Source organism: Streptomyces sp. NPDC057271 (genome assembly GCF_042668715.1).
GTDB lineage: Bacteria > Actinomycetota > Actinomycetes > Streptomycetales > Streptomycetaceae > Streptomyces.
In genome coordinates, this window is sequence record NZ_JBHUYJ010000026.1 from 1 (window position 1) to 19,940 (window position 19,940).

Genomic DNA, 19,940 nt, shown 5'->3' on the forward strand with positions numbered 1-19,940 from the left:
GGATATGCCCCGGCAAGCCGGGGCATAGAGCGCGAATTGCGCAAGCGCAATTCGGATTCCGGCGCAGGCGCCGGAATGGAATTCCGCAAGCGGAATTCAAAAGGCACGACAATTCGCGCAAGCGCGAATTGCGGGCACCCGCGCAAGCGCGGGTGCTGAAGCTGGCAGCAAGGGGAGGTGCATCACGCGCGGGCCTGTGTAGAGCTTGGGAATCCCAGCTACCACCCCCGCAACGAGAGTGACGGACCGTTGGCCTGACGGGGTGCCGGCCCCACCGCAGTGACGGGCTCCGCTGCGCTCCACCCGAACCCCTCCCCCACCCTCGAAACCGGCCGTTCACGTTCACCAATACCTCGCCAGCATACACGCCAACCCGCCATGGTGGGGCGGAATCCGTCGATGCATCATCCGAGCGAGCGAACACGCGGCCAGTGTGATGCATCACGGGTGAACGCTGTGTAGCGTTTGGGTCCTGACAGCACCACCCCTTACCCCGGCAAAAATCAACCGGTTGAATTCGAATTCCGCGACCTTGAATAGCTCAGCGACAGAACGGAAGCCCGATATGGGAATGCCAGAATTCGGCGTGCGGAGGTACCGGAGCCGAACGGCCCCCCGGGCCGGGCGGCGGAACTGCCCGCCGGCCCCAGCCACGCTTCCGTGCTTTGGGACGTCACGGTCGGCACCGCCCGAGACGCAGCAACGCTGCTGCCGTCCACGGGCCGCACCGGTCCGCCGGGCCGCACGCGAAGCCGCCTCAGCCGGAGAGCCCCAGCCCCTCGCGAGGGCTTAGCCGACAACAGCGCAGTGCGGCGTGTCGGTGGTTGAGACCGGCGGCAAGATCCGGTATCACGCGCGCGCACGCTCTAGAGGGGGAAGAGAGATCGATGTTTCCGCAGGTCAGCGCGTTTTTGGGGGCGCGGGGGTATCACCCCGGGGTGATAAAGCAGGTTCCGGGTTATCACCCCGGGGTTGTAAAACACCCTCGTTTTGTGTCCCAGGTGCACATTCTGTCGGCCGATGGCTCGGTTCGCGTGATGCGGATTGTGCATGCGGGGCACAAAACGAGCGGTGTGATCGGGTCGCGGTCGGCCCGGCGGGGAGGGGGGAGAAATCACCCCCGGGTGATAACGACACGCGGAAAGTGCAGGAGGGGAACAGGAAAGTGCAGGAGGGGCACAATCCACTATGCTGCGGCCACCACCTACGGATCATGAGGAGCGGAGCGCCCCGATGACGGCACAGCCCCAGCAGCAGCCGCGGCAGAGGCCGGCCCCGGCCAACGCTCCTCCCCCGCCGCCGCCGAGTGCCTTTCGGATGCCCGGGGCGCTGCGGCAGGCGAACGTGGTCAACCTGCCGGACGGCTACCGGGCCTCGGTGGAGCCTCCGGTCACCAGCGACGGGTTCCTGGACGAGGACTTCGTCATGGACAGCCAGGCGTTCCTGTGCTGGCTCGCCGACTACTACCGCGACGACCTGGTCTCGCTGCGGCTGATCGTGCGGATGATGGGCATGCAGAAGCCCGGCGGGACCGTGGAGGCGACGCAGACGAAGCTGGCGGAGCTGCTGAAGGTGAAGCAGTCGCAGATCTCCCGGTCGCTCAAGGAGGCCGGGCAGATCGGAGTGGTCGTCAAGCTCAAGGCCGGGACGTACCAGTTGCACCCCCGGCTGACGCTCAGGGGAGGCCGGGTGCCGATCGAGCCGAAGCCCGGCCTGCGGGTAGCGGGCACGATGAAGGTCGACCAGCTCTCGCTGCTGGACGCGATCGAAGACAATGAGGACCTGCCCGACGCCTTCCGCGCGCTGCGGAGGCTGCCGGACCCGGAGAAGAAGCCGCCCCGGGAAGACAAGGCCCGAGCTCGGGCCCGAGCCGTAGCCCGGCAGGCACGGCCGGAGGAGGATGGGACGTCATGACGATCGCCGTGGAGAGCATGATCCCCGAGTACGTCTGGACGGCCAACAACGCCCTCGCCTTCGCTCCCAGGGGCATGCCACCGGCCGCGTATCCAGTCCTGCTGCACCTCCTGGGTCGCCAGGAGCCCGGCGGGCGCTGCGTGGCCACTCAGGACGTCATCGCTCAGCACGTGGGGCTGAGCCGCTCGAAGGTCACCCGCGGCCTTCAGCACCTCGGCTTCGCCCAGATGGTCTGGAAGGAAGGGAACGGGGTCTACCGGCTCAGCCCGCTCATCGCCGGCTTCCGCACGCCCGCGGACCAGCTGGCGGCGATCGGAGCGATGGACGACGACGACCGGTTCGACCACCCGGACTTCCAGGAGCGCTACGAACGCCGGGTTGCGCAGTACGAGAAGGAGCGCCAGGAGAAGGCCGCTCGCCGTCTGCGACCGGCTGAGCCGCCCATCGACCTCGCGTCGCGGCGCAAGCGCTGATCTTCTGAAGCAGTGCCCTGCGGCGTCGCACCCCTCGTGCGGCGCCGCTTTCGCGTGTGGGGAGAGCCGAAGCCAGCCCGTCGCGGCGGGCGGGACGGTAGCACTAGGGCAACCGCCTTGTTCTGGATCTCTAGAACAGCCGGCACCTCAACCGGCCGCGCCCACGGCGTTCCCCAGTGCAGGAAACGAGAGGGCCGCCGTTCCGCACGGGGGTGCTGCTCCTTCGCGATCCATGCAGCAGCGGTGAATGGATCTCACCCGGAACATCGCAGATCTGCGATGTTATGCAGCGGCCGTGACGGCCTCCGCAGACCCGTTGCTACCCCGGAGCAGCAGGACGTGCTGCATCGCACCGGGGCCGGCCTGCTACACGAGCAGCACCCTTCTGCCGCCTGACCCAGGCAAATGCTGCGCTGCACCTCGGACGCCGCCCTGCTGCACCCGGGATGCTGCGCTGCTGCATCCGACGACCACCACCAGGACGACGAGCAGCAACCGGAGCAGCACGTCAGCAGCAGCACCTACAGCACGGTTCCGTGCAGGGCGCGGCGGTCGCCGGTCAGGGCGTAGCGGCGGGCGGCGAGGCCGTGCTCAAGGGGCTCGCCGATCTGCTCGCACAGCAGTGCCAGGGCGCCGTTCGCCGCCTCGGTGTCGGACAGGTAGGCCGGCGCGACTTCGAGCATCAGCTCGCCGATCGCGTGCGCGCTGGCGGCGAGGTCGTCGACGACGGCGCGCAGCGCGGCGACGGTCGGGTCCGCCGGCGGAGCGGTGGGCGGCGGTGGCGGGGCGGTGCGGACGTCGCGGACGGCCTGGCGGACCACGGCACGTACCGCGGCGGTGTTGAGGGGCTGGAGGCCGCTGTGGGCGAGCGTGGCGAGGCGGCGGGTGATCAGCTCCGCGACGGTGTCCGTACGGCCGGAGACGGCGATCAGGGCGCGCTGGGACAGGCCGTAGTCGAGGGCGGCCGCGGCGGCCGGGTCGGTGTCTCGCGTGCGAGACGTGTCGGTGCCGGCGGTGACCGCGCCATGGATCGCGGCGAGGGAGCGGGCGACGTCGAGGAGCCGGTACGCCTGGGCGCGGCTGATGCCGAACTCCGCGTCGCAGTACGACTCCCAGCTGCTGTGCCCGAGCGGCACCCAGACGCGGGCGGCGTGCGCGTCGCGGACCCGGGCGGCGAGCACCGCCACGGAGCGCCGGACGTCGTCCATAGCCTCGCGCAGCCCGGCCGTCATCTCCCGGGCGCGGGCCGCGGTGAGCGGCGGCCGCGCCGGTTCGACGGCGTGCTCCTGGTCCTGTTCGTGCTCGCCCACGCCTCCATCGTCCTCCGCCCCTGCAGGCCCCACCAGGGCGTGCGGAAGCACAGGCGCGAGCCCCGCCTCACAGGCTCACAGCCCTCACAGCAAACCCGCCCACCTGGGGAAACGCCCTGTGAGTCTCATAGGTGGTTGGCGTGACACCAGGGCTGGGACACACGCCGGGCGCGTGCCTACGTCTCCTGGGCGTCGCCGCCGGCGGGGAGATCCTGCTCGATCTCCCGCGCCGTCCTCATCAGTTCGAGAGCCTCGCGGCGCAGCTGGCTGGCCCGTTCGCGCAGCTGCTTCACCCGCCGGCGCTGCTGCTGGGGGCTGAAGGCGTTGACGTACTGCCCGCGCGGCCCGGTGAGCAGCCCTTCGGCGATCAGTTGCCGTACGGCGGCCGCGGCCTCCTTGCCGCCGATGTCGAAGTGCTGGCCGATGTCGTAGCGGGTCATGAACCGTTCGCCGGGCTCGTAGCTGCGGTGGATCGCGGTGCGCAGCAGCCGGTAGGCGCGCTCGGTCGGCGTGGTCGTGCCGACGCTGTACAGCCGGTAGCCCTCGTACAGGGTGACCATCCCTTCGGCGGCGAGCTGCTCCAGCGCGGAGCGGACCGCGTCCGTCGGCAGCCGCAGGTCTCCCGCGATCTCGGCCAGCGCGGGCAGATGGGTGCCGGGCTCGGTGCACGACAGCCGCACCCACCGGCGTACCGCCTGGACGTCGTCGTCGCCTGCCGCCACGTCGTCAACCGCCGTCATGCCCGTGCCCCCTGCTCTTGGGTGGTCCGATCCGGGGACAAGCCTGGCGGCCGGCGCGGTGCGGGCGCCACGAACTTGCCGGGGTTTGCCAGGACCCGGGCTGTGCGCGGCGGATATGGGTGGATACGGCGGTTCCTGCAGACTCGGCCCACCAGCGTGTGGACGAGGAGAAGGCGATGCCCGCGGAGACCGCCAGCAAGAACCCGTACGGCTACGAGGCGGAGACGAACACGGTCCGGGTCGGGCAGCACGACCTGGCCCGGCTGCTGCTGATGTTCCGCACGCTGATGCGCGAGCAGCGGCCCGGCAGGTGGAAGCACATGGACGACTTCGACCTGTCCTTCGAGCGCCTGGCCGACGCCGTCGACGCCGCGATGGAGCTCCGCCAGGGCAAGCGGTGGAGCGGCCCGGATCTGCGGATGCGCTGCACCACCACCGAGGCCGCCTACACCTGGCCGAACGGCGCCCCCTACGACGGCGGGACGCCGGTGACGTGGAAGGTGCCGGGCTACGACTCCCACGCCGTGGCGGAGCGCTCCAGGCGCCGGACCATGTCGCTGTGCGGCTTCAGCTGGGGCGAGAACGAGGGCCGCGCCGTGGAGGGCCTGCCGGAGTGCCGCGAGTGCCTGCGCGAGGTCCAGCTCGGTGCCGAACGCCCTCGTGGCAGCTGGTGACTACCGGCGTGGATACGTGTTGCCGCCTGGGCGGCAACACGCGGGGTCGGCACGGCTACGGCAGACGGTGGCCGCCGAAGCGGACTTCGCGGGCGGCTATCCACTCCCTGCGCAGGTAGGCGCGGGCGGAGTCCCGCTCGGCGTCCCGGTCCCCGTCGGTGCGGGGCTGCGGAGGGCGTGAGGTCTTCCCTCCCCCGTGGATGCGGTCGTGGGCGACCAGGCGCTCCGCGAGCATGGCCGCGTCGGTGCGCAGCTCCACCGCGGAGTCCACCGGTTCGGGGACGTCGTCGTACGGTTCCTCGCCCGGCAGATAGGGGCCCGGTGTGCAGGAGAGGGCCAGGGCGTCCAGGACGGCGCCGGTCTCCAAGAGTTCGTCGCGGGCTTCCATGGCGAGGAGGTGGACCTCGGAGAGGACGGCGTCCTGTCCATGGGTGAGTCGTTCGGTCAGTGCCTCGCGGTCGGACTGGTAGCCGGCCAGCAGGGAGGCGATGAACCGGATGTCGGGCAGGTGCTTGCCGTAGGCGTCGATGGCGGCCTGGGAGGCGTTCCAGGTCGGTAAGCCGCTGGTGTCGTATCCGGGCGCGTGCACGCAGGGGTCCTCTCGGGGAGTGCCGGGTTGTCGGCCGTATCCACAGGGTGGCTACTGGTGGATATGGCCGTGGCTACGATGCGGAGCGCCACGACCACGGCAGTTGCGATGCCGGGGTCGTGGTTGTCACCGGGTGGCTATCCGAGCCAGGTGATGGTGAGGACGGACAGCCGGCGCAGGGGGCGGTTCACCCAGTAGGTGAGGGAGAGCTGGCCGACGGAGGCGTGGCGCACGTCCTCACCTTCGGGGTCGTCGGCGTTGAACTGCCGGAACCCCCAGGGGTCGGCCGCGGCGGCGTCCAGGACGTCCCACACGGTGTCCTCGATGTGCTCGGGCAGGGCGTCGAGGGTCTTGGCGGCCGGGGCGGAGAAACGGATCGCGTACGGCTGTCCGGTCACCGGCGCCTGCCGCGGAGCTCCGCCATGTCGATGAAGTCGGCGTCGTCGTAGCCGGAGGCGACGAACGCGTCGACCGCCGGGGCGGAGGCGATGAGGCCCTGCCACTCCTGGACGACCTCGTAGAGCGCGGCGAGGGAGAACGTGCGGCGTGATTCCTCGAGCGCGGCCGCCCACTGCCGCTCGAAGGCCGGCACCCACTGGGCGGCGCGGCGGTCGGCGCGCAGCTGGGCGAGGAGTTCGGCCGGCGCCCCGGGTGCGGGGGCGTACGGCGTGACGGGTGCGTGGTCGGGCTGCGCGCTCATCTGGTCCTCCCGGCGGGTCGTCACCTCACCGTACGCGCGTGGGGTGGCCGTGGATGCGGGCATGGACGGATCCCCTTCTACCGGGTGCTCTGCACGACGATGTGGCCGAAGCCGAACTCGGGCCGGCGGGTGGCGTAGCGGAAGCCGGTCAGGATGGTGCCGAGGGCGGTGTCCATCGCGGAGCGGACCACCTCGTAGCGGACGACGGCCTCGTCGTCGGTGCGGTCGGCTTCGACCTGGTCGAGCGCCGCGCGGTCGAGGCGGGCGTGGGGCAGCCAGTCAACGACGACCTGGGCGTCGTCGTTGAGGTAGACCACGACGCCGCCCTGGTGCTCGTCGGTGAGCGGTGCGGGCGGCGACACGTGCAGGCCGGCCGTGGCCAGGTCGAGCCGCACCTGTCCGAGGAGCAGTTCGGGGGCCACCGGGGGAAGCCCGCCGGCCAGGCGCAGGAGGGTGGCCGCTTCCTCCTCCTGGCGCTGGTAGTCGTCGGCGGCCTGACGGTTCGCCGTACGTTCGGCGTCGTTCTTCGGGTCCGGGAACGGGTAATTGATGCTCGGCATAAACGGCTCCGAAATCAGTATTCGAGGTCCAGGTAATCGATGTCGTTGATGGCGACATCCGACAGTCCCATGGCGCGGCCGCCATTGTCCTGGAAATAGACCTCCTTAAACCCTTCCGCGATGATCCCACGCATCTCCTGGTCGCTGGCCCCGGTGTCGCGGGCGTCGAACAGGCGCTGCGCGTACGTCGCGGGGAGCTTGACGGTGAGGCGGCGGAAGCGGCCGTCGTCGGTCGAGCCGGCGGAGGACTGGTAGCCGAACCGGGCCCGGGTCTCCACGGTGATCCCGCCGGTGGTGGCGGCCTTCTTCTGCCGGCGCTTGCGCACCATGGGCTGCCACCGCTGCTTCACGGCGTCGTCGATCTTCGCGGCGACGTCCGGGCGGGCGTGCTTGCGCGCACCGCGCCGGTATCGGTTGACGGAGTCGGCGGTGACGCCGAGCTCCGCCGCGACGGCCTTCGCGCTGCCGAACTGCTTGATGAGGTAGCCGATCTGGCCCTTGAGGGTCTTGGGCGGGTCCTTGGTGAACGCCTCGCGGTCGGCCCGCTCGATCGCGTCGTCGATCTCCCCCACGGTCTACTCCCCTTCGTCCAGGACGGCGTCGCCGCCCTTGATGTGGCGGGCCGGGTTCAGGCCCTTCTCCATCAGGTCGACCGCCCAGGCCATCTCCTGGACGCCCTCCAGCTTCGCCAGGCCCGGCGTAGGCCCGAGGCGGAACCCGCCCGGCTGCGGCTTGCCCGAGGCCGCGTACGGCAGGAAGTCCAGCGGGCTGCTGCCGGGGCTCGGGTAGACGACGCAGTCGGACAGCACGGCGAGCGGGAACAGTCCGGTCATCTTCGCCATGTTGTTGAGCTTGCGGTGCATGTTGACCCGGGCCTTGCTGATGACGGCGGCCCGGATGTCGGGGCGCCAGGTCGGCCGCTCCAGGGCCGGCCACCGCTCGCCGTCCTTGTAGTGCTTGCCCTGCGGGCGCTCGCGGAGCTTGCCGACGCCGCCCTTGACGGTGGCCTTGACGGCCGCGAGGACTGCGGCCAGGGCCGGGTCGACCTGCTTGTGCTGCTCCATCGCGGCGAGGAAGGCACGGTCGTCCAGGTCCTTGGTGACGCCGAGGTCGGCGAGGGTGTCGACGTAGGCGTTCTTGAGCCGGTCGTGCCACGGGTCCAGGTACGCGCCGGTCTCCCGGCGCAGGTACGCCTCGATCGGGTGGACGTCGTAGCCGAGCTCCTGGGCGTAGGCGACGGTGTGCGTCTGGTACCAGGCCGGGCCCGTCGGGCGGGAGCCGTCCGGCGTGAACGGGGAGGGCAGGCGCGGGTCCAGCTCGATGCCGGACAGGTCGACCAGCCAGCTCCCGGGGATCTTCGGGTTGAACTTCACGTTGTGGAAGTGGTCCGGGGCGGAGAGGCCGACGACCAGGCGGGCCGCGGCGGCCAGGAACGCGGTGTTGAGGTCGAGGCCGACCGCGAAGGGGAGCATGCACTCCTCATCCGAGAGCAGGTCCACCGACCGCACCCACTGGTACGCCTCCTCGTTGAGGAACCCGCCGGTCCAGCCGCTGTCCACGACGACCGGGTGTTCCGGGGTGGCCTCCGGCGGCGCCGGGTCCATCGGCTCCGTCCCCAAGCTGCCAGGGTTGTAGCTGGACACCCAGTTGCCGGTCTCCTCGTCGCGCTCCGGCTTCGTCGGCGGGCGCAAGGCCGTCATCAGCTCCAGGCCCGAGACGGCCGTGGATCCGCGCGGGGTGATGACCCGCTGGGCGTACACCCCGAGGACGCGGGCGATGTCGGCTGGCTCCATCTCGGCAACGCCGGGCCAGGCCCGCTCATCGAGGGCGTCCCACGACAGGATCGCCAGCTGCACGCACTGCCGGTCGCGGCCCTGCGCCTTGCGGTAGATCCGCGCCCACGGGCCGAACCCTCGCTGCGTCAGCTGCCACTTGGCCTTCACGACCTGCTTGACGACCGGGTGGTCCTCCGGCAGGCGCAGGGAGCGGCGCTGCTCGTGGCCCTCCAGGCGCTCGGGCAGCCCGAACTTCACGGCGGCCGCGGCGGTGAGCACGATCAGCGGGTCGGAGTCCTTGCCGTACCGGTTCAGCTTCGCGGCGCCGAGGCCGGACTCGCGCAGCGTCCACTCCACCAGCTCCACCACCGTGGTCGCCGGGCAGTCCAGCACGATCCCGTCGATGCCGTACGCGGAGCCGTCACCGTCCAGCACGGCGAGCGGGCCGTGCGGGAAGCGCGGGTCGGTGGCGGGCGCGGCGGCCTTCTTCGCCGCCGGTCGCCGCGACGTCGACGCGGGGCGCGTGGCCGGACGGGCAGGGCGCTCGGGCGCGGCCGGGGCCTGGACCGGCGCGACGGTCTCTGCCTGCGGCTCGGGGGCGGGGCCGGTGAACGTCTCGGGCACCTCCGGCTGCGGCTCGGCCGCCGGGCTGGGCGCAGGGGTAGGGGCAGGGGCGGGAGATCCGTGCGCGGGGTACTTCGCCGCCCAGCCCTCCAGAAGCCTCTTGTACGCCTCCAGGCGCGGCGGCTTCGGCTCGCTCCGGCCGTTCTCCCAGTTCTTCACCGTCTGGGTCGTCGACTTCAGGGCCTGAGCGAGACGGGCCTGCGTGATGCCGGCGGCTTCGCGCAGCCGTGCGCGCTCCGCCGGGGGCGGGAGCTGCGGCTCCTCAGCCAGCAGCGCCTCGATGTTCGCGAACAGCTCTTCCTCAGATGCCATGTCTGTCTACCTCCACCCTGAACACTAGCACGCTTTAACCCTATCGCGAGATTCAATTTAGCCCACACATTTAACCCTGTCGCCTGTGTATGCTGCGTGGCGGTGCCGGGGATGGCGCCCGAGACCGAGCAGGGAGTTGCGTTGAGAGACGAGGACGTCGTCCCGGTCGTCCTGGCCGAGGGCCAGCACGAAGAGATCCTGAGGACGGAGATCCTGCCGACCTGGACCAAGGACGCCGTTCCTCAGGACCAGCCGGTGGTGGTGATCGTCGCCGGGCCAGGGGGCAGCGGGAAGTCCGAGTTATGTGACCTCCTTCTGGCCGTCCTTGGCCGGCGCGGCAGCGCGGTGCTGATCGGCCGCGACCTCTACAAGAAGGCCCACCCCCACTACGCCGGCCTCATGCGCAGCGATGACCGCACGGCGGGCGTGCGGATCCGTCCGGACGTCATGCGCTGGCAGGCGGAAGTCGAGGAGTACGCCCGCAGCAGGCGGTTCGACATCGTGCTGGAAGAGCCGCTCTCCGATGTGGAGGAGGCATGCGCGAGGGCCCGCGCCTACCGAGCGGCCGGCTACCGCGTCGAGCTGGTGGCGCTGGCCACGGCGGAGGCCACCGCACAGCTCAGCGGCCTGGACCGCTACCTGACGCAGGTCGCCGAAGACGGCGCCGGCCGGTACGTCTCGTGGGGCAACTTCGACCGGTGCACCCGCAACCTGCCGCTGTTCTTGCAGGCGGCCGAGGACGAGCGGTGGGCGGACCAGGTCATGGTGGTGCGGCGCGACCTGCACGTCCTGTACCGCAACGAGCTCACCGACGGCGCTTCCTGGAGCCGTACCCCGGGCGCGCCGGAGGCTGTGACTGCGTACTGGGCCCGGCCCTGGACGGCGCCGGAGACCTGGCGCTTCCGCCGCCAGATCGCGAGTGCCGAGCAGCGGCTGCACCCCGCCGTGCTCACGCCCGAGCGGCGCCTGGCGGTGGCCGGCGGCCTGGAGCGCGCCGCCGCGCTGGCCGAGCCGGTCCGCCGGATCGCCCAGCCGCTCACCGTGCCGCCCGGCGTTGATTACCACCGCCTGTCCGCCAGCGAGCACCGGTGGATCTTCGACGAGCTGATCGTCCCCATGTTCCTGGGCGCCATCACGCCGCAGGACGACCCGGCCACCCTCTACGTGATGGGTCCGCAAGGGTCAGGGAAGTCCCACACCGCGCGTGCCCTGCGCCGTGCGCTGCGCACGCGGCGTCCCACCGGGATCGAGGGCGGCACGTTCAAGTCCCTGCACCCCGACTACCGCCAGCTCCTGCGGGAGGAGCCACGTACCGCTTCGGCGCGGATCCGGGCCGACTACCGGGCCTGGCAGGAGATGGCAGAAGCCCACGTACGGGCCCACCGCGGGGACATGCTGGTCGAGATCGCCCCGGACAGCATCGACCACTTCCTCAACAGCGCGCGCCGCGACCACCGGGCGGGCCGCCGTGTGGAGCTGGTCGTGATCGGGGCGCGGGCCGCGGACAGCCGGCTGGGGACCGCGACCCGGTGCGCCGAGGTGGCCCGCATGGGCGTTGCTCCCCGCTTCACCGCGGCCGCCGCCCACACCAGAACCTTCGACATCGTGCCCGCCGTGGTCCGCGCGGCCGAAGCCTCACCGTACGTGCACTGCGTCTCGGTCATCCGCCGGGACCTGACCGCGCTGTACCGCAACGAACGGACCCCGGACGGTACCTGGAGGAAGCCGACCCGGGGCGGGGACGTCCTGGAAGCCGAGCAGCACCGCCCCTACACGCCCGCCGAAGCCGCCCACCTCCTGGCCACCCTCCAGCGCCTGAAAGGCGAGCTGCCGCAGTACCGGTCCGACCTTGTCGAGATCGCCGCTCTGGCCTGGCCGCTGATGCCCGCCCACCTCCAGCCGCGCGCCCTCGCCTCCACGATCACCCCGGCCCTGCTGCCTGTCCGGACGGGCAGCGGCTACTGGCCCTCCAGCTCCTGGGCGAGGGCCGCGTAACGGGCTGCGATCTCGTCCACTTCCTCGGGGCCGGCGTCCTCGAGTGTCTCCAGGTCAGCGGCGCACGCCGCCAACCCGTCCTTCAGGGTCTTGAGGCGCTCCGGGTCGGCCCCGCCTGCTGCGCGCTGCTCCTTCATGATCTGTTCCGAGTACCAGAGGGTCACCTGCTGAACGAAGCGCTCGGCGGCCTCGGGGCTCACATGCTCTGACAAAGGGGTGTCCTCCGCGGATCGGGACGTGATGGGGCGTCATTGTCTCTGGCCAGCACGAAAGGCAGGCTGGCCGCGTTGGACAAACCAACCATGTCGCCTGGCAGGGCCGCCTAGGGTGGTACCGCCGATGATCATTCCTGGGGGGACCGACCGTGGCCGACCTGCGTGCGCTGTTCAGCTCCAACGACCCGTCGTCGTTCGACGTCGCGGAGGCCTTCACCGACCGGCATAACCAGTGGGTCCTGGTGGCCGCCGCGCTGGAGCAACACCTGCGCCGCATCGCCGGCCGGTCCTTCGACGTGGAGGACCTCGAAGCCCCCCGCAGCAACGTGATCGTCTTCCACGGCGTGGGCGGTGTCGGGAAGTCGACCCTGCTCCGCAAGATCGAGGCCGCGCTCACAGCCGCCGAGCACCGCCCCGAGCAGTGGGGTGCCCCCACCTGGACGGATCAGGTCCTGCCCATCCGGATCGACCTGTCCAGGGCCGCTTCGACCGGCTCGGACTTCGAGCGCGTCATCCTGACGATCCGCCTCGCGCTCGCCGGGGCCCTGGGCCGGCCGATGCCCTCCTTCGACGTGGCGCTGCGGCACTACTGGGAGCACGTCCACCCTGGCGAGCCGCTGGACGAGTACATCCGGCGGTCCGGCCTGGCCGGGAAGTTCACGGAACTGCTGCCCCAGCAACTGCAGGCCGGGGCCGGGGAGGTCGCCGCCGCCCTCGCTTTGCCCGGCATGGTCGGATCGGCTGCCGGACAGCTCACCTCGGCGCTGGTCAACGCGCTGCGCGAGCGCCACGAACGCGCCCAGGCCCTGGCCGGCGCCACGCGCACGGCAGCCCTGCTGGAGGCCACCCCTGACCTGGAGGCGCTGTCCTACTACCCGCATCTGCTGGCCTGGGACTTGAGTCGGCTGCCCGCGAAGAAGCGCATCGTCCCGGTGGTCCTGCTGGACACCTTCGAGGACACCGCCGACCGCCACCGGGACTTCGAGCGGCTGCTGCAGCGCCTGGTCTGGCTGATGCCCGGCACCTTCTTCGTCATCGGCGGCCGCAGCCGGCTGCCGTGGGCCGACCCCGCGCTCCACGGTCAGCTCGACTGGACCGGCCCCGCCGCCTGGCCCGGCCTGGCCGCCTCCTCCACCTCCCTGACGGTCCCGCAGCCACGGACAGCCGGTTCCAGCGCCCGGCAGTATCTGATCGGCGACCTCTCCCCCGAGGACTGCGAGACCCACCTCGCCCGCCGCCTGCTCCAAGACGGCCAGCCCCTCATCGGCGCCGACATCCGGGCCGCGATCACCGCCCGCTCCCACGGCCTGCCCCTCCACCTCGACCTCGCCGTGAGCCGCTTCCTGGAGATCCGCCGCACCGGCCGCACCCCCACCCCGGCCGACTTCGACTGCACCTTCCCCGCGCTCCTGGCCCGCACCCTGTCCGACCTCACCCCCGAGGAACGCCACCTGCTGCGCAGCGTCGCCCTGCTGGACGCCTTCGACCTCGACCTGGCCACCCGCACCGCCGGCCTCGCCCAGCAGGCGCCGGCCCGGCGCCTGGTGGAGCGGCCCCTGGTCAACGAGAACCCGTACGCCCTGTGGCCTTACCACCTGCACCGCGCGATCCGCAGCGCCGTCCGCGACGACGACCACAGCGACGACCGCTGGACCCCCGCCGACTGGGCCCAGGCCGCCAACCGCGCCCTGGCCGCCCTCGGCGACCAGTGGACCCACGCCACCGCGCTCGGCCCCAGCCGCATGCTCCTGGTCGCCTGCCTGCGCCAGGGCCTGCGCCTGGCCCGCGAACACCGACTCGCCGACCTGGGCTGGCTTGCCGCCGCCGCCCACGCCTACACCGACGACTCCGTGTGGGAACCCCTCTCCCTCCCCACCGACACCAGTGCCGACCCAGTACCGGACACCCCCGCCGACGCCCTGGCCGAGCTCCTCACCGCGATCGCCCGCCGCCAGCACGAACACCGTCAGCGCACCGCCGACCGGCTCACCGCCGTCCTCGACAGCGGACTGCTGCCCGGCGAGCTCGCCGAGATGGGCCTGTACTACCGGGCCAAGGCGTACAAGGACCTCAGCCAGAACCAGGCCGCCCGCGCCGGAATGCAGCAGGTCGTCGACTCGGGCGGCCGGTACGCTCCCCGGGCCCGCCGGGGACTGGCCAACCTGGCCCGCCTCGCCGGCGACTTCCCCACCGCGCTGGCCGCCGTCCCCACCCTGGGATGGAAGGGCCGCCACCACCGAGTCCACGGCGACATCCTGTGGTCCCACGCCGATACCGCGGCCGCCGTCGCCGCCTTCGAAGCCGGTCGCGCCGAAGCCGAACAGCACGGCGCCACCGGCGAACGCGCCATGATGCAGGTCCGCCTCGCCCTGGCCGTCTCCTTCGCCGACCCCGACCGGGCCGACGACGAACTCTCCCTCGCCCACCAGCTCCTCGACGGCCTCGACCAGCGCTCCAACACCCTCCTCGCCCAGGTCGTCGCCCTGATCAAGGACGCCGGAACCGGCGACGTCACCTCCCGCGCCCAGAACCTGCGGACCGGCATCGAGGCCGCGGGGCTCCCCTTCCTCCACCGGTTCGTGGAACTCGCCCTCGCCTTCCACCACGCCGTCCGCGGCGAGGACCAGGACCTGGCCGCCACCATCGACCGGCTCCGCGCGCTCACCACCACCGGCGACTTCGCCTACTTCACCGACATCGCCCACTACATGGCCGGACTGCCGCTCTCAGAGCCGTCGACCACCCGCTGGAGCGTGAACGAAGCCGACGTCCGCTCCGCCTGGCGCGGCCTGGTCCGAGCCCGGCAGGAACACCTCCTCGCCGGAAACTGACTCCGGACACACCACAGCCCCGACCGGAGACCTCGGGTCGGGGCTGTCGCCATGTACGGACCGGGCACCGGGCCCGGGGAAGTCAGCCGGCGTCGGGGCGCTGTCCCACGAGCTGGGTGAGCAGCTCGATGATCTGCGCCTGGTTCCGGTCGATCTTCTTGTCAAGCGCCTCGACCTTCTGGTCCAGGTTGCCGATCTGGAGACGTACCGCGGTGAGGTCGGACTTGATGATCCCGAACTCGCGGTCGTGCTTCTCCGCGACCTCTTCGAAGCGCCGGGTCAGGGCAGCGAGCTCGCTGTGAGCGATGGGGTCCTCAGGCACGCGGGCACTCCTGCCAGATCACAAAACCGCAGATAGAGACTCCACGATATCGCGCCCGTACCCCTGTACAGCCTCTGCTTCCGCAGTCTCGTCCGGCAGGAAGCATCAGCTGACCTCGCGATCCGGCCGACCAGCTGCTCGCGCAGCTAGATCGTCGGTGCGGGGCGGGACAGCCCGGTGGTACTGCCCCCAGAGCGCTCTGGGCACCGGGCCTGACCCGTACACCCATGCTGGCACGAGCTGCCCCGACCCTATCCGCAGCGGTCCCACCAGGAGCGGGTTCTCCCAGACAGGGTGAAAAGAGCGTCTTGTAGAAGTCAGCGTCATCTGCCGAACCAGCGGAACAATCCCTTGCGCCTCGGAGGGGGAACGGGCGGCGGGGGCCCCACAGGCTTGGGAGGGATGACCACCTCGGCGGGTTCGACCGGTGCTGGTGTCGGGGTCGGGTACTGAGCCTGGGGCGGCACGGGCGGCGGCGTGTGGCTCGGCGCCGGAGTGAGAGCGGGCGCCAACGCGAGCGGAGGCGGCGGGGTGAGGATGGCCTTGATGACAGGGTCGGGGTCGTCCCGGTAGGGCGCGGCCGGATGCTTCGGCGGGAAGGGTGCGGCCGGTGGTGGCACGGGTGCTGGTTGCTTCGCCGCGGGCTTGTGGTTCGTGGTCGATGCTCGCTCGCGGGCCGTGACGGGTGGTGGGCACGTCGGCGTGGTCGGGCGGCCGGTTGCTTCGTCGTCGTTCCAGTAGGCGATCTGCCAGTGCGCGTCCGCGAAGAGCCGGAGCTGCGGGATGTGGCTGCGGGTGAGGACGGACCAGTAGCCGAGGACCAGCACGTGGGTGCCGGGGGTGAGTGGGGTGATGAGGTTCTCGTACATGGAGCGCAGGACGACGTGGAACCGGCCCTGATGGGCGGGGACGTCGGTAGCGAGGGTGACGTACCGGCGGCCCCCGGTGTCGGTACGGACCGCTTGGACGGTGCCGTGGACCGCGACGGGGTAGGAGGCAGGCGTCGCACTGAGCTGCCGGACGTACAGGGCGGTAAGGGAGTCTTCGGCGGGTCCGTAGCAGAACTCGTTCCAGGAGACCGGGGTGTGGCCGTGTGGCCGGACCTTGAACTTCTTCACGATCTTGGGGTCGAAGCCGTGCATCTGCAGGAACCGGGCGATTTTCGCTGCGCTGGTGATCGCGGGCGGCAGCTTGGGGCGGACCGTGGTGACGTTCCGCGTGCGGACAGCGCTGTCGGGTCCGGTGCCCGTCGGCTCGTCCGGGCCCGCTGCTCCTGTGAGGTCTGAGGGGAGTTCCAGGCGGAGGATGCCTTGATCGACGTGGGCCAGGCCGTGAGAATCGCGGGCGATGGAGTCGATGACCTCGGTGGGGTTGAGGTCGCAGCCCGCCTCGTGCTGGAGCCCGGACCCGAGCCGGAAGAGGCTGGGTACGGTCTTGTAGCCGCGGACGGGGAGGACTCCAGTCATGCAGAGGGCGCAGATCAGCGGGCGCCTGAAGGGTTCCGGGTCGGGACCGATCTCTTCTGCGGATACGGTCCGCCCGATCGTTCCGTCAGGCCGCAGTTCCCGGGCCGTCCTCATGCCTTTCCTCTCATGGGTGGCGGGCGGAGCCGCCGTCTCGGGTGCCTGTGGGGACACTTCCGTTCGCGGGCCGTTTCCATTGGAAACGGCCCGCCACGGTCACGCTCAGGCCCGGTTACGGGCTGAGCGCCCAGCTCATCGCACAGGAGCGTCAGCTTTCATGCCCTGCTGCTGACTTCGTTCCTGGAGGGCCCCTCGCCGAGGCCCGGCCTTGTTCGGATCTACGGCTTCAGCCACGCCGCGCCAGCTTCGGAGGGGTGCCGGGAGAGGCGCCAGCGCGGGAGGCTGTAGCGCGTGACCAGAATCCAGGCGGTGCGCGTAGCGTCCTCGATCCAGGCGTGACCTGCCGCTGGGAGATTTTCTAGGGCGGTCAGGTTCTTGCCGATCTTCTCCTCGGAGATGTAGCTGTTGCCTCGTCCGAGGTACTTCAGGACATGCACGGCGAAGTAGTCCACGTCACTCGCGCTGCCCTGTCCGCTGAGGATCTTCGTCAGATCGGACTTGATCTTGGCTCCGATGCTGTAATTGCCCTCGCCCTTCGGGTCCCAGAAGCTGGCCACACCCGGGCTGGGCAGGATGTCGATCAGGTCGACCAGGTGGGCCAGATCAGGGTCGTCGGCCAACGTAATGATGTCGCGCACGCGGTTCCTTCGGCTTGTTGTAAGGCGGCGCAGCCGCTGCGGGCAGGGCTCCAGGGCTGTTGACGCAGAGCATCCGTTCTCCCGCCCCGGGGTCGCTCCGTACTCGGAGTGGACTGCCCGATTCACCGCGTGCATTGGCTGGTAACGGCCGGTCCAGGGGCCCGCCGACCTCATAACCGGATGATCGGCTAGTCCTTCTCGTACAGCTGATGCGTCGCTGCGGAGATCGGCCACCCGCGGTTGGCCGACGGCAGGCTGGAGACCGGACGGACGAAGCCGTCGTACACGAGGAAGGCGACCACCTGGTGGCCGCCGGGGATCCCGTCCTTCTTCCGCAGACGCCAGTTCCCGCCCGGAAGCACGGCGCGCACCTGAGGTACTTCGTACCGCTCCACCCTCAGGAAGCCTTCCAATTCTTTGGCCACCACGAGCTGGCCACCCTCTTCATCCAGGATGAGTGCCATGCCGTTCCGGTCCCATGAGGCCACCGGGAAGATCAGCTCATCCTCGTCATCGTCCGGGTTGGTGAAGTAGGCGTCATATCGCACTCGTTCGGTGTCCATCCGACGATGGTCACCTCTGGCCCGACGTTCATGGGGGAGAACCGGTCACCCCCTCGGATCGCTGGGCCACGCATGGGGCCCCGCCATCCTGACGGTGGTTACCCACCGTGGATCAGGTCAGCGCACCCGCGCGCGGGGCGACTTCAGGGATCTGCCCCGCTCGGGCCCTGGGCGGGCCGTACGGTCGTTCCACGGATGGGGACCGGGCGGTGCCGCCGGGTCAGGAATGGGAGGGGATCCGAGGATGGTCAACGCCCGTACGTACCCGCTGTGGCGGGAGCTCGCGATGAGCGAGGACCTCCCCAAGGAAGCCCTCAAGACGGTGATCGAAGCCCTGTGCACCCCTGCGACGACTCCGACCGGCTTCGACTCCCAGGCCGACCGGTGGCGGGAGGAAGCGCTCAAGGCCGCACTGCCCACGCTGCTGACCCGGACATCGGCCAAGCGTCTGCGCGGCCGGCTCCTGGTGCACGCCGACGACAAGACGCTGGCCGACCTGGCGGCCGCGGGCACGGTGACCACCGCCGACGTGCCCGCCGTCCTGCGGCACCGCCGGGCCTGGGCCGGGCTGATCTCCGCCCTGGCACGCCACCCCGGACAGGTCGAGGCAGCCATCGCGCTCCTGCCCCGGCTCTCCAGCCACGAGGTGGAGCATGTCGTCCGGGACTGGGACCCCGACCGCTACACCCGCGGCGCAGCAGACGTGCCGGTCCCGCCCGTGCCGCAGGAACTGTTCGACGCCGTCCTGGAAGCCTGCCTCACCCCGCTCGCCGCGTACCTGCTCCACCCAGAGCCCGAAGAGGGCTGGGCGGCCCTGTCCGACTTCTCGAAGGACTGGTCGCTCGACCTGGCCAGCCACAGCGGCTGGGCGATGCTGGCCCGGTGCCCCGAGCGGTGGGCGGAGCTCGCCGCGCACCCCACGCTCGGGCCGGCCGTCCAGCACCTGCTGCTGGACCAGGCCGAGACCCAGGCCCTCGAGGACGCCCGGCTCCGCGCCGCCGGCGCCGACCCGGACGGCGAGAAGCTCCCCGACGACCCGGCTCCCGCCCTGAGCGAAGACCTGCTGCTCGCCTGCCTCCCGGCGCTGTGCCTGCCCGAGCTGGCCGAACTGCCCAACCCGCAGGTGACGGCCCGCAGGACCCTGCACCACATCGCCCACCGCGTCCACAAAAACCCACGCCTGGAGGCCCTGGCCGCCGACCAGCTGCACGCGGCCACCGACGCCCTCGTGACCCACGGCCAGCTGCTCAGCCCGCCCGAGAAGCAGGACGAGGACCGCGACTTCGACGGCCGCATCCTGCGCCTCGCCGAGGACCTGGCCCTCCTCAGCGCCAAACCCGACCACCTCGCCGGGGCCTGCGCCCAGCTCGCCTGTCTGGATCAGCCGGCCGTCGTCTCCCCCGCACCGAGCCGGACCCTGATCCGCATCATCGACAACGTCGACCCCGACCACGACCGCCCGGCCCGGCTCCTGGAACGACACTCCGAGCACCGCCGCGTCCAGGCCCTGACCGCCCTCGCCGCCAACCCGCACACCCCGCACGCCGCCGTCACCGACGTCCTGGACGGGCTGCACCCTGCGGAGCTGGCCTGGATCGCCGAGCGGGCCGGCGGCCCCGACTGGTTCCTGGGCGCGGCGGCCGCCGTCCCGGTCGCCGCGGACGAAGACGACGGTGTGCTGCGGCTGGTGAGCGACGACGAACTCGGCAAGCACCCCGACCCCGCGGCCGTCCTGCAGTCCTGGCTCGACTCCCCCGCGGCCGGCGAGATCCTCTCCCGCTCCGAGATCTACCGGGCCGTCATCAAGTCCCGTCACCACACCCCCGAGCACCTGCTCCAGATCCCGGCCGACGAGATCCTCTCCCGCAACGAACCCGAGATCGCGCTGAAGACCCTGCTCGACCGCTGCGGCCGAAGCGCGGACCGGTGGGCGGCGTTGGCCGCCGCCATGACCTTCGACTACGACGAAGAGAAGATCACCTTCGGAGAGTTCCTCGACTCCCTGGACCAGACGCCCGCGCGAGCGCACACATCCTGACGGACTGCTGCGGCACACGGGCGACCTCACCGGCCTTCGCCCATGTGCCACATACGGTGGCCTCGCCACCCGCACATGCCCGAC

At 71.0% G+C, this 19,940-nt stretch carries 19 protein-coding genes; 6 read left to right on the forward strand and 13 right to left on the reverse strand.

The annotated features are described in order from the left end of the window. Window positions 1–1,233: 1,233 nt before the first annotated feature. Both ACFUJR_RS14960 and ACFUJR_RS14965 read left to right on the forward strand, forming a co-directional pair. The gene (locus ACFUJR_RS14960) at window positions 1,234–1,914 is read left to right on the forward strand and encodes a hypothetical protein (RefSeq protein WP_249004828.1); all 681 of its coding nucleotides are present in this window, start codon (window positions 1,234–1,236) and stop codon (window positions 1,912–1,914) included. Further along, complete coding sequence (locus ACFUJR_RS14965) at window positions 1,911–2,387, forward strand: helix-turn-helix domain-containing protein (protein ID WP_249004827.1); 477 nt, start codon at window positions 1,911–1,913, stop codon at window positions 2,385–2,387. Before ACFUJR_RS14960 ends, ACFUJR_RS14965 begins: the two co-directional genes overlap by 4 nt. Window positions 2,388–2,908: 521 nt before the next feature. Here the strand turns inward: ACFUJR_RS14965 and ACFUJR_RS14970 are convergent. Then, window positions 2,909–3,697, reverse strand: coding sequence for a hypothetical protein (locus ACFUJR_RS14970; RefSeq protein WP_383163977.1), 789 nt, complete (start codon window positions 3,695–3,697; stop codon window positions 2,909–2,911). Between the two features lie 176 nt (window positions 3,698–3,873). Continuing rightward, the gene (locus ACFUJR_RS14975; RefSeq protein ID WP_383163980.1) at window positions 3,874–4,437 is read right to left on the reverse strand and encodes a hypothetical protein; all 564 of its coding nucleotides are present in this window, start codon (window positions 4,435–4,437) and stop codon (window positions 3,874–3,876) included. Window positions 4,438–4,613: 176 nt separating this feature from the next. On the opposite strand from ACFUJR_RS14975, the gene ACFUJR_RS14980 reads away from it, so the two are divergent. Then, complete coding sequence (locus tag ACFUJR_RS14980) at window positions 4,614–5,111, forward strand: hypothetical protein (protein WP_383163983.1); 498 nt, start codon at window positions 4,614–4,616, stop codon at window positions 5,109–5,111. A gap of 55 nt (window positions 5,112–5,166) precedes the next feature. Here ACFUJR_RS14980 and ACFUJR_RS14985 read toward each other — a convergent pair whose 3' ends face one another. From ACFUJR_RS14985 to tap, 6 genes are all read right to left on the reverse strand, one after another. Continuing rightward, window positions 5,167–5,700, reverse strand: a complete 534-nt coding sequence (locus tag ACFUJR_RS14985; RefSeq protein WP_383163986.1) for a hypothetical protein — start codon at window positions 5,698–5,700, stop codon at window positions 5,167–5,169. A 137-nt stretch (window positions 5,701–5,837) separates the two neighbouring features. After that, window positions 5,838–6,098 (reverse strand): hypothetical protein, encoded by a 261-nt coding sequence (locus tag ACFUJR_RS14990; RefSeq protein WP_383163989.1) that lies wholly within the window; start codon window positions 6,096–6,098, stop codon window positions 5,838–5,840. Then, window positions 6,095–6,400, reverse strand: a complete 306-nt coding sequence (locus ACFUJR_RS14995; protein WP_376501643.1) for a DUF6247 family protein — start codon at window positions 6,398–6,400, stop codon at window positions 6,095–6,097. The genes ACFUJR_RS14990 and ACFUJR_RS14995 overlap by 4 nt, the downstream gene beginning before the upstream one ends. 77 nt (window positions 6,401–6,477) lie before the next feature. Further along, window positions 6,478–6,960 carry a hypothetical protein gene (locus ACFUJR_RS15000; protein ID WP_383163992.1) on the reverse strand — a complete coding sequence of 161 codons (483 nt, stop codon included), beginning with the start codon at window positions 6,958–6,960 and terminating at the stop codon, window positions 6,478–6,480. Between the two features lie 14 nt (window positions 6,961–6,974). Next, window positions 6,975–7,532, reverse strand: coding sequence for a telomere-protecting terminal protein Tpg (gene tpg, locus ACFUJR_RS15005; protein ID WP_249004815.1), 558 nt, complete (start codon window positions 7,530–7,532; stop codon window positions 6,975–6,977). Window positions 7,533–7,535: 3 nt separating this feature from the next. Continuing rightward, a complete protein-coding gene (gene tap / locus ACFUJR_RS15010) occupies window positions 7,536–9,671 on the reverse strand; it encodes a telomere-associated protein Tap (RefSeq protein ID WP_383163995.1) in 2,136 nt (711 codons plus the stop codon). Between the two features lie 141 nt (window positions 9,672–9,812). On the opposite strand from tap, the gene ACFUJR_RS15015 reads away from it, so the two are divergent. Continuing rightward, a complete protein-coding gene (locus tag ACFUJR_RS15015; RefSeq protein WP_383163998.1) occupies window positions 9,813–11,666 on the forward strand; it encodes a zeta toxin family protein in 1,854 nt (617 codons plus the stop codon). Here the strand turns inward: ACFUJR_RS15015 and ACFUJR_RS15020 are convergent. After that, the gene (locus ACFUJR_RS15020) at window positions 11,630–11,878 is read right to left on the reverse strand and encodes a hypothetical protein (protein ID WP_376501544.1); all 249 of its coding nucleotides are present in this window, start codon (window positions 11,876–11,878) and stop codon (window positions 11,630–11,632) included. The two genes, ACFUJR_RS15015 and ACFUJR_RS15020, sit on opposite strands and share 37 nt — an antisense overlap. 152 nt (window positions 11,879–12,030) lie before the next feature. Between ACFUJR_RS15020 and ACFUJR_RS15025 the strand changes: the two genes are divergently transcribed. Continuing rightward, on the forward strand, window positions 12,031–14,712 hold the full coding sequence (locus tag ACFUJR_RS15025) for an ATP/GTP-binding protein (protein ID WP_383164001.1): 2,682 nt from the start codon (window positions 12,031–12,033) through the stop codon (window positions 14,710–14,712). An 82-nt stretch (window positions 14,713–14,794) separates the two neighbouring features. Here ACFUJR_RS15025 and ACFUJR_RS15030 read toward each other — a convergent pair whose 3' ends face one another. The 4 genes from ACFUJR_RS15030 to ACFUJR_RS15045 form a co-directional block, all read right to left on the reverse strand. Continuing rightward, window positions 14,795–15,034: a hypothetical protein gene (locus ACFUJR_RS15030; protein ID WP_266542384.1), complete on the reverse strand. Its 240-nt coding sequence runs from the start codon at window positions 15,032–15,034 to the stop codon at window positions 14,795–14,797. Window positions 15,035–15,357: 323 nt separating this feature from the next. Beyond that, window positions 15,358–16,500 carry a hypothetical protein gene (locus ACFUJR_RS15035; protein ID WP_383164004.1) on the reverse strand — a complete coding sequence of 381 codons (1,143 nt, stop codon included), beginning with the start codon at window positions 16,498–16,500 and terminating at the stop codon, window positions 15,358–15,360. Window positions 16,501–16,835: 335 nt separating this feature from the next. Continuing rightward, window positions 16,836–17,255 carry a hypothetical protein gene (locus ACFUJR_RS15040; RefSeq protein WP_383164006.1) on the reverse strand — a complete coding sequence of 140 codons (420 nt, stop codon included), beginning with the start codon at window positions 17,253–17,255 and terminating at the stop codon, window positions 16,836–16,838. Window positions 17,256–17,443: 188 nt separating this feature from the next. Next, window positions 17,444–17,818 carry a hypothetical protein gene (locus ACFUJR_RS15045; RefSeq protein ID WP_383164009.1) on the reverse strand — a complete coding sequence of 125 codons (375 nt, stop codon included), beginning with the start codon at window positions 17,816–17,818 and terminating at the stop codon, window positions 17,444–17,446. A gap of 244 nt (window positions 17,819–18,062) precedes the next feature. Between ACFUJR_RS15045 and ACFUJR_RS15050 the strand changes: the two genes are divergently transcribed. Then, window positions 18,063–19,856, forward strand: a complete 1,794-nt coding sequence (locus tag ACFUJR_RS15050) for a hypothetical protein (protein ID WP_383164012.1) — start codon at window positions 18,063–18,065, stop codon at window positions 19,854–19,856. Window positions 19,857–19,940: the final 84 nt, after the last annotated feature.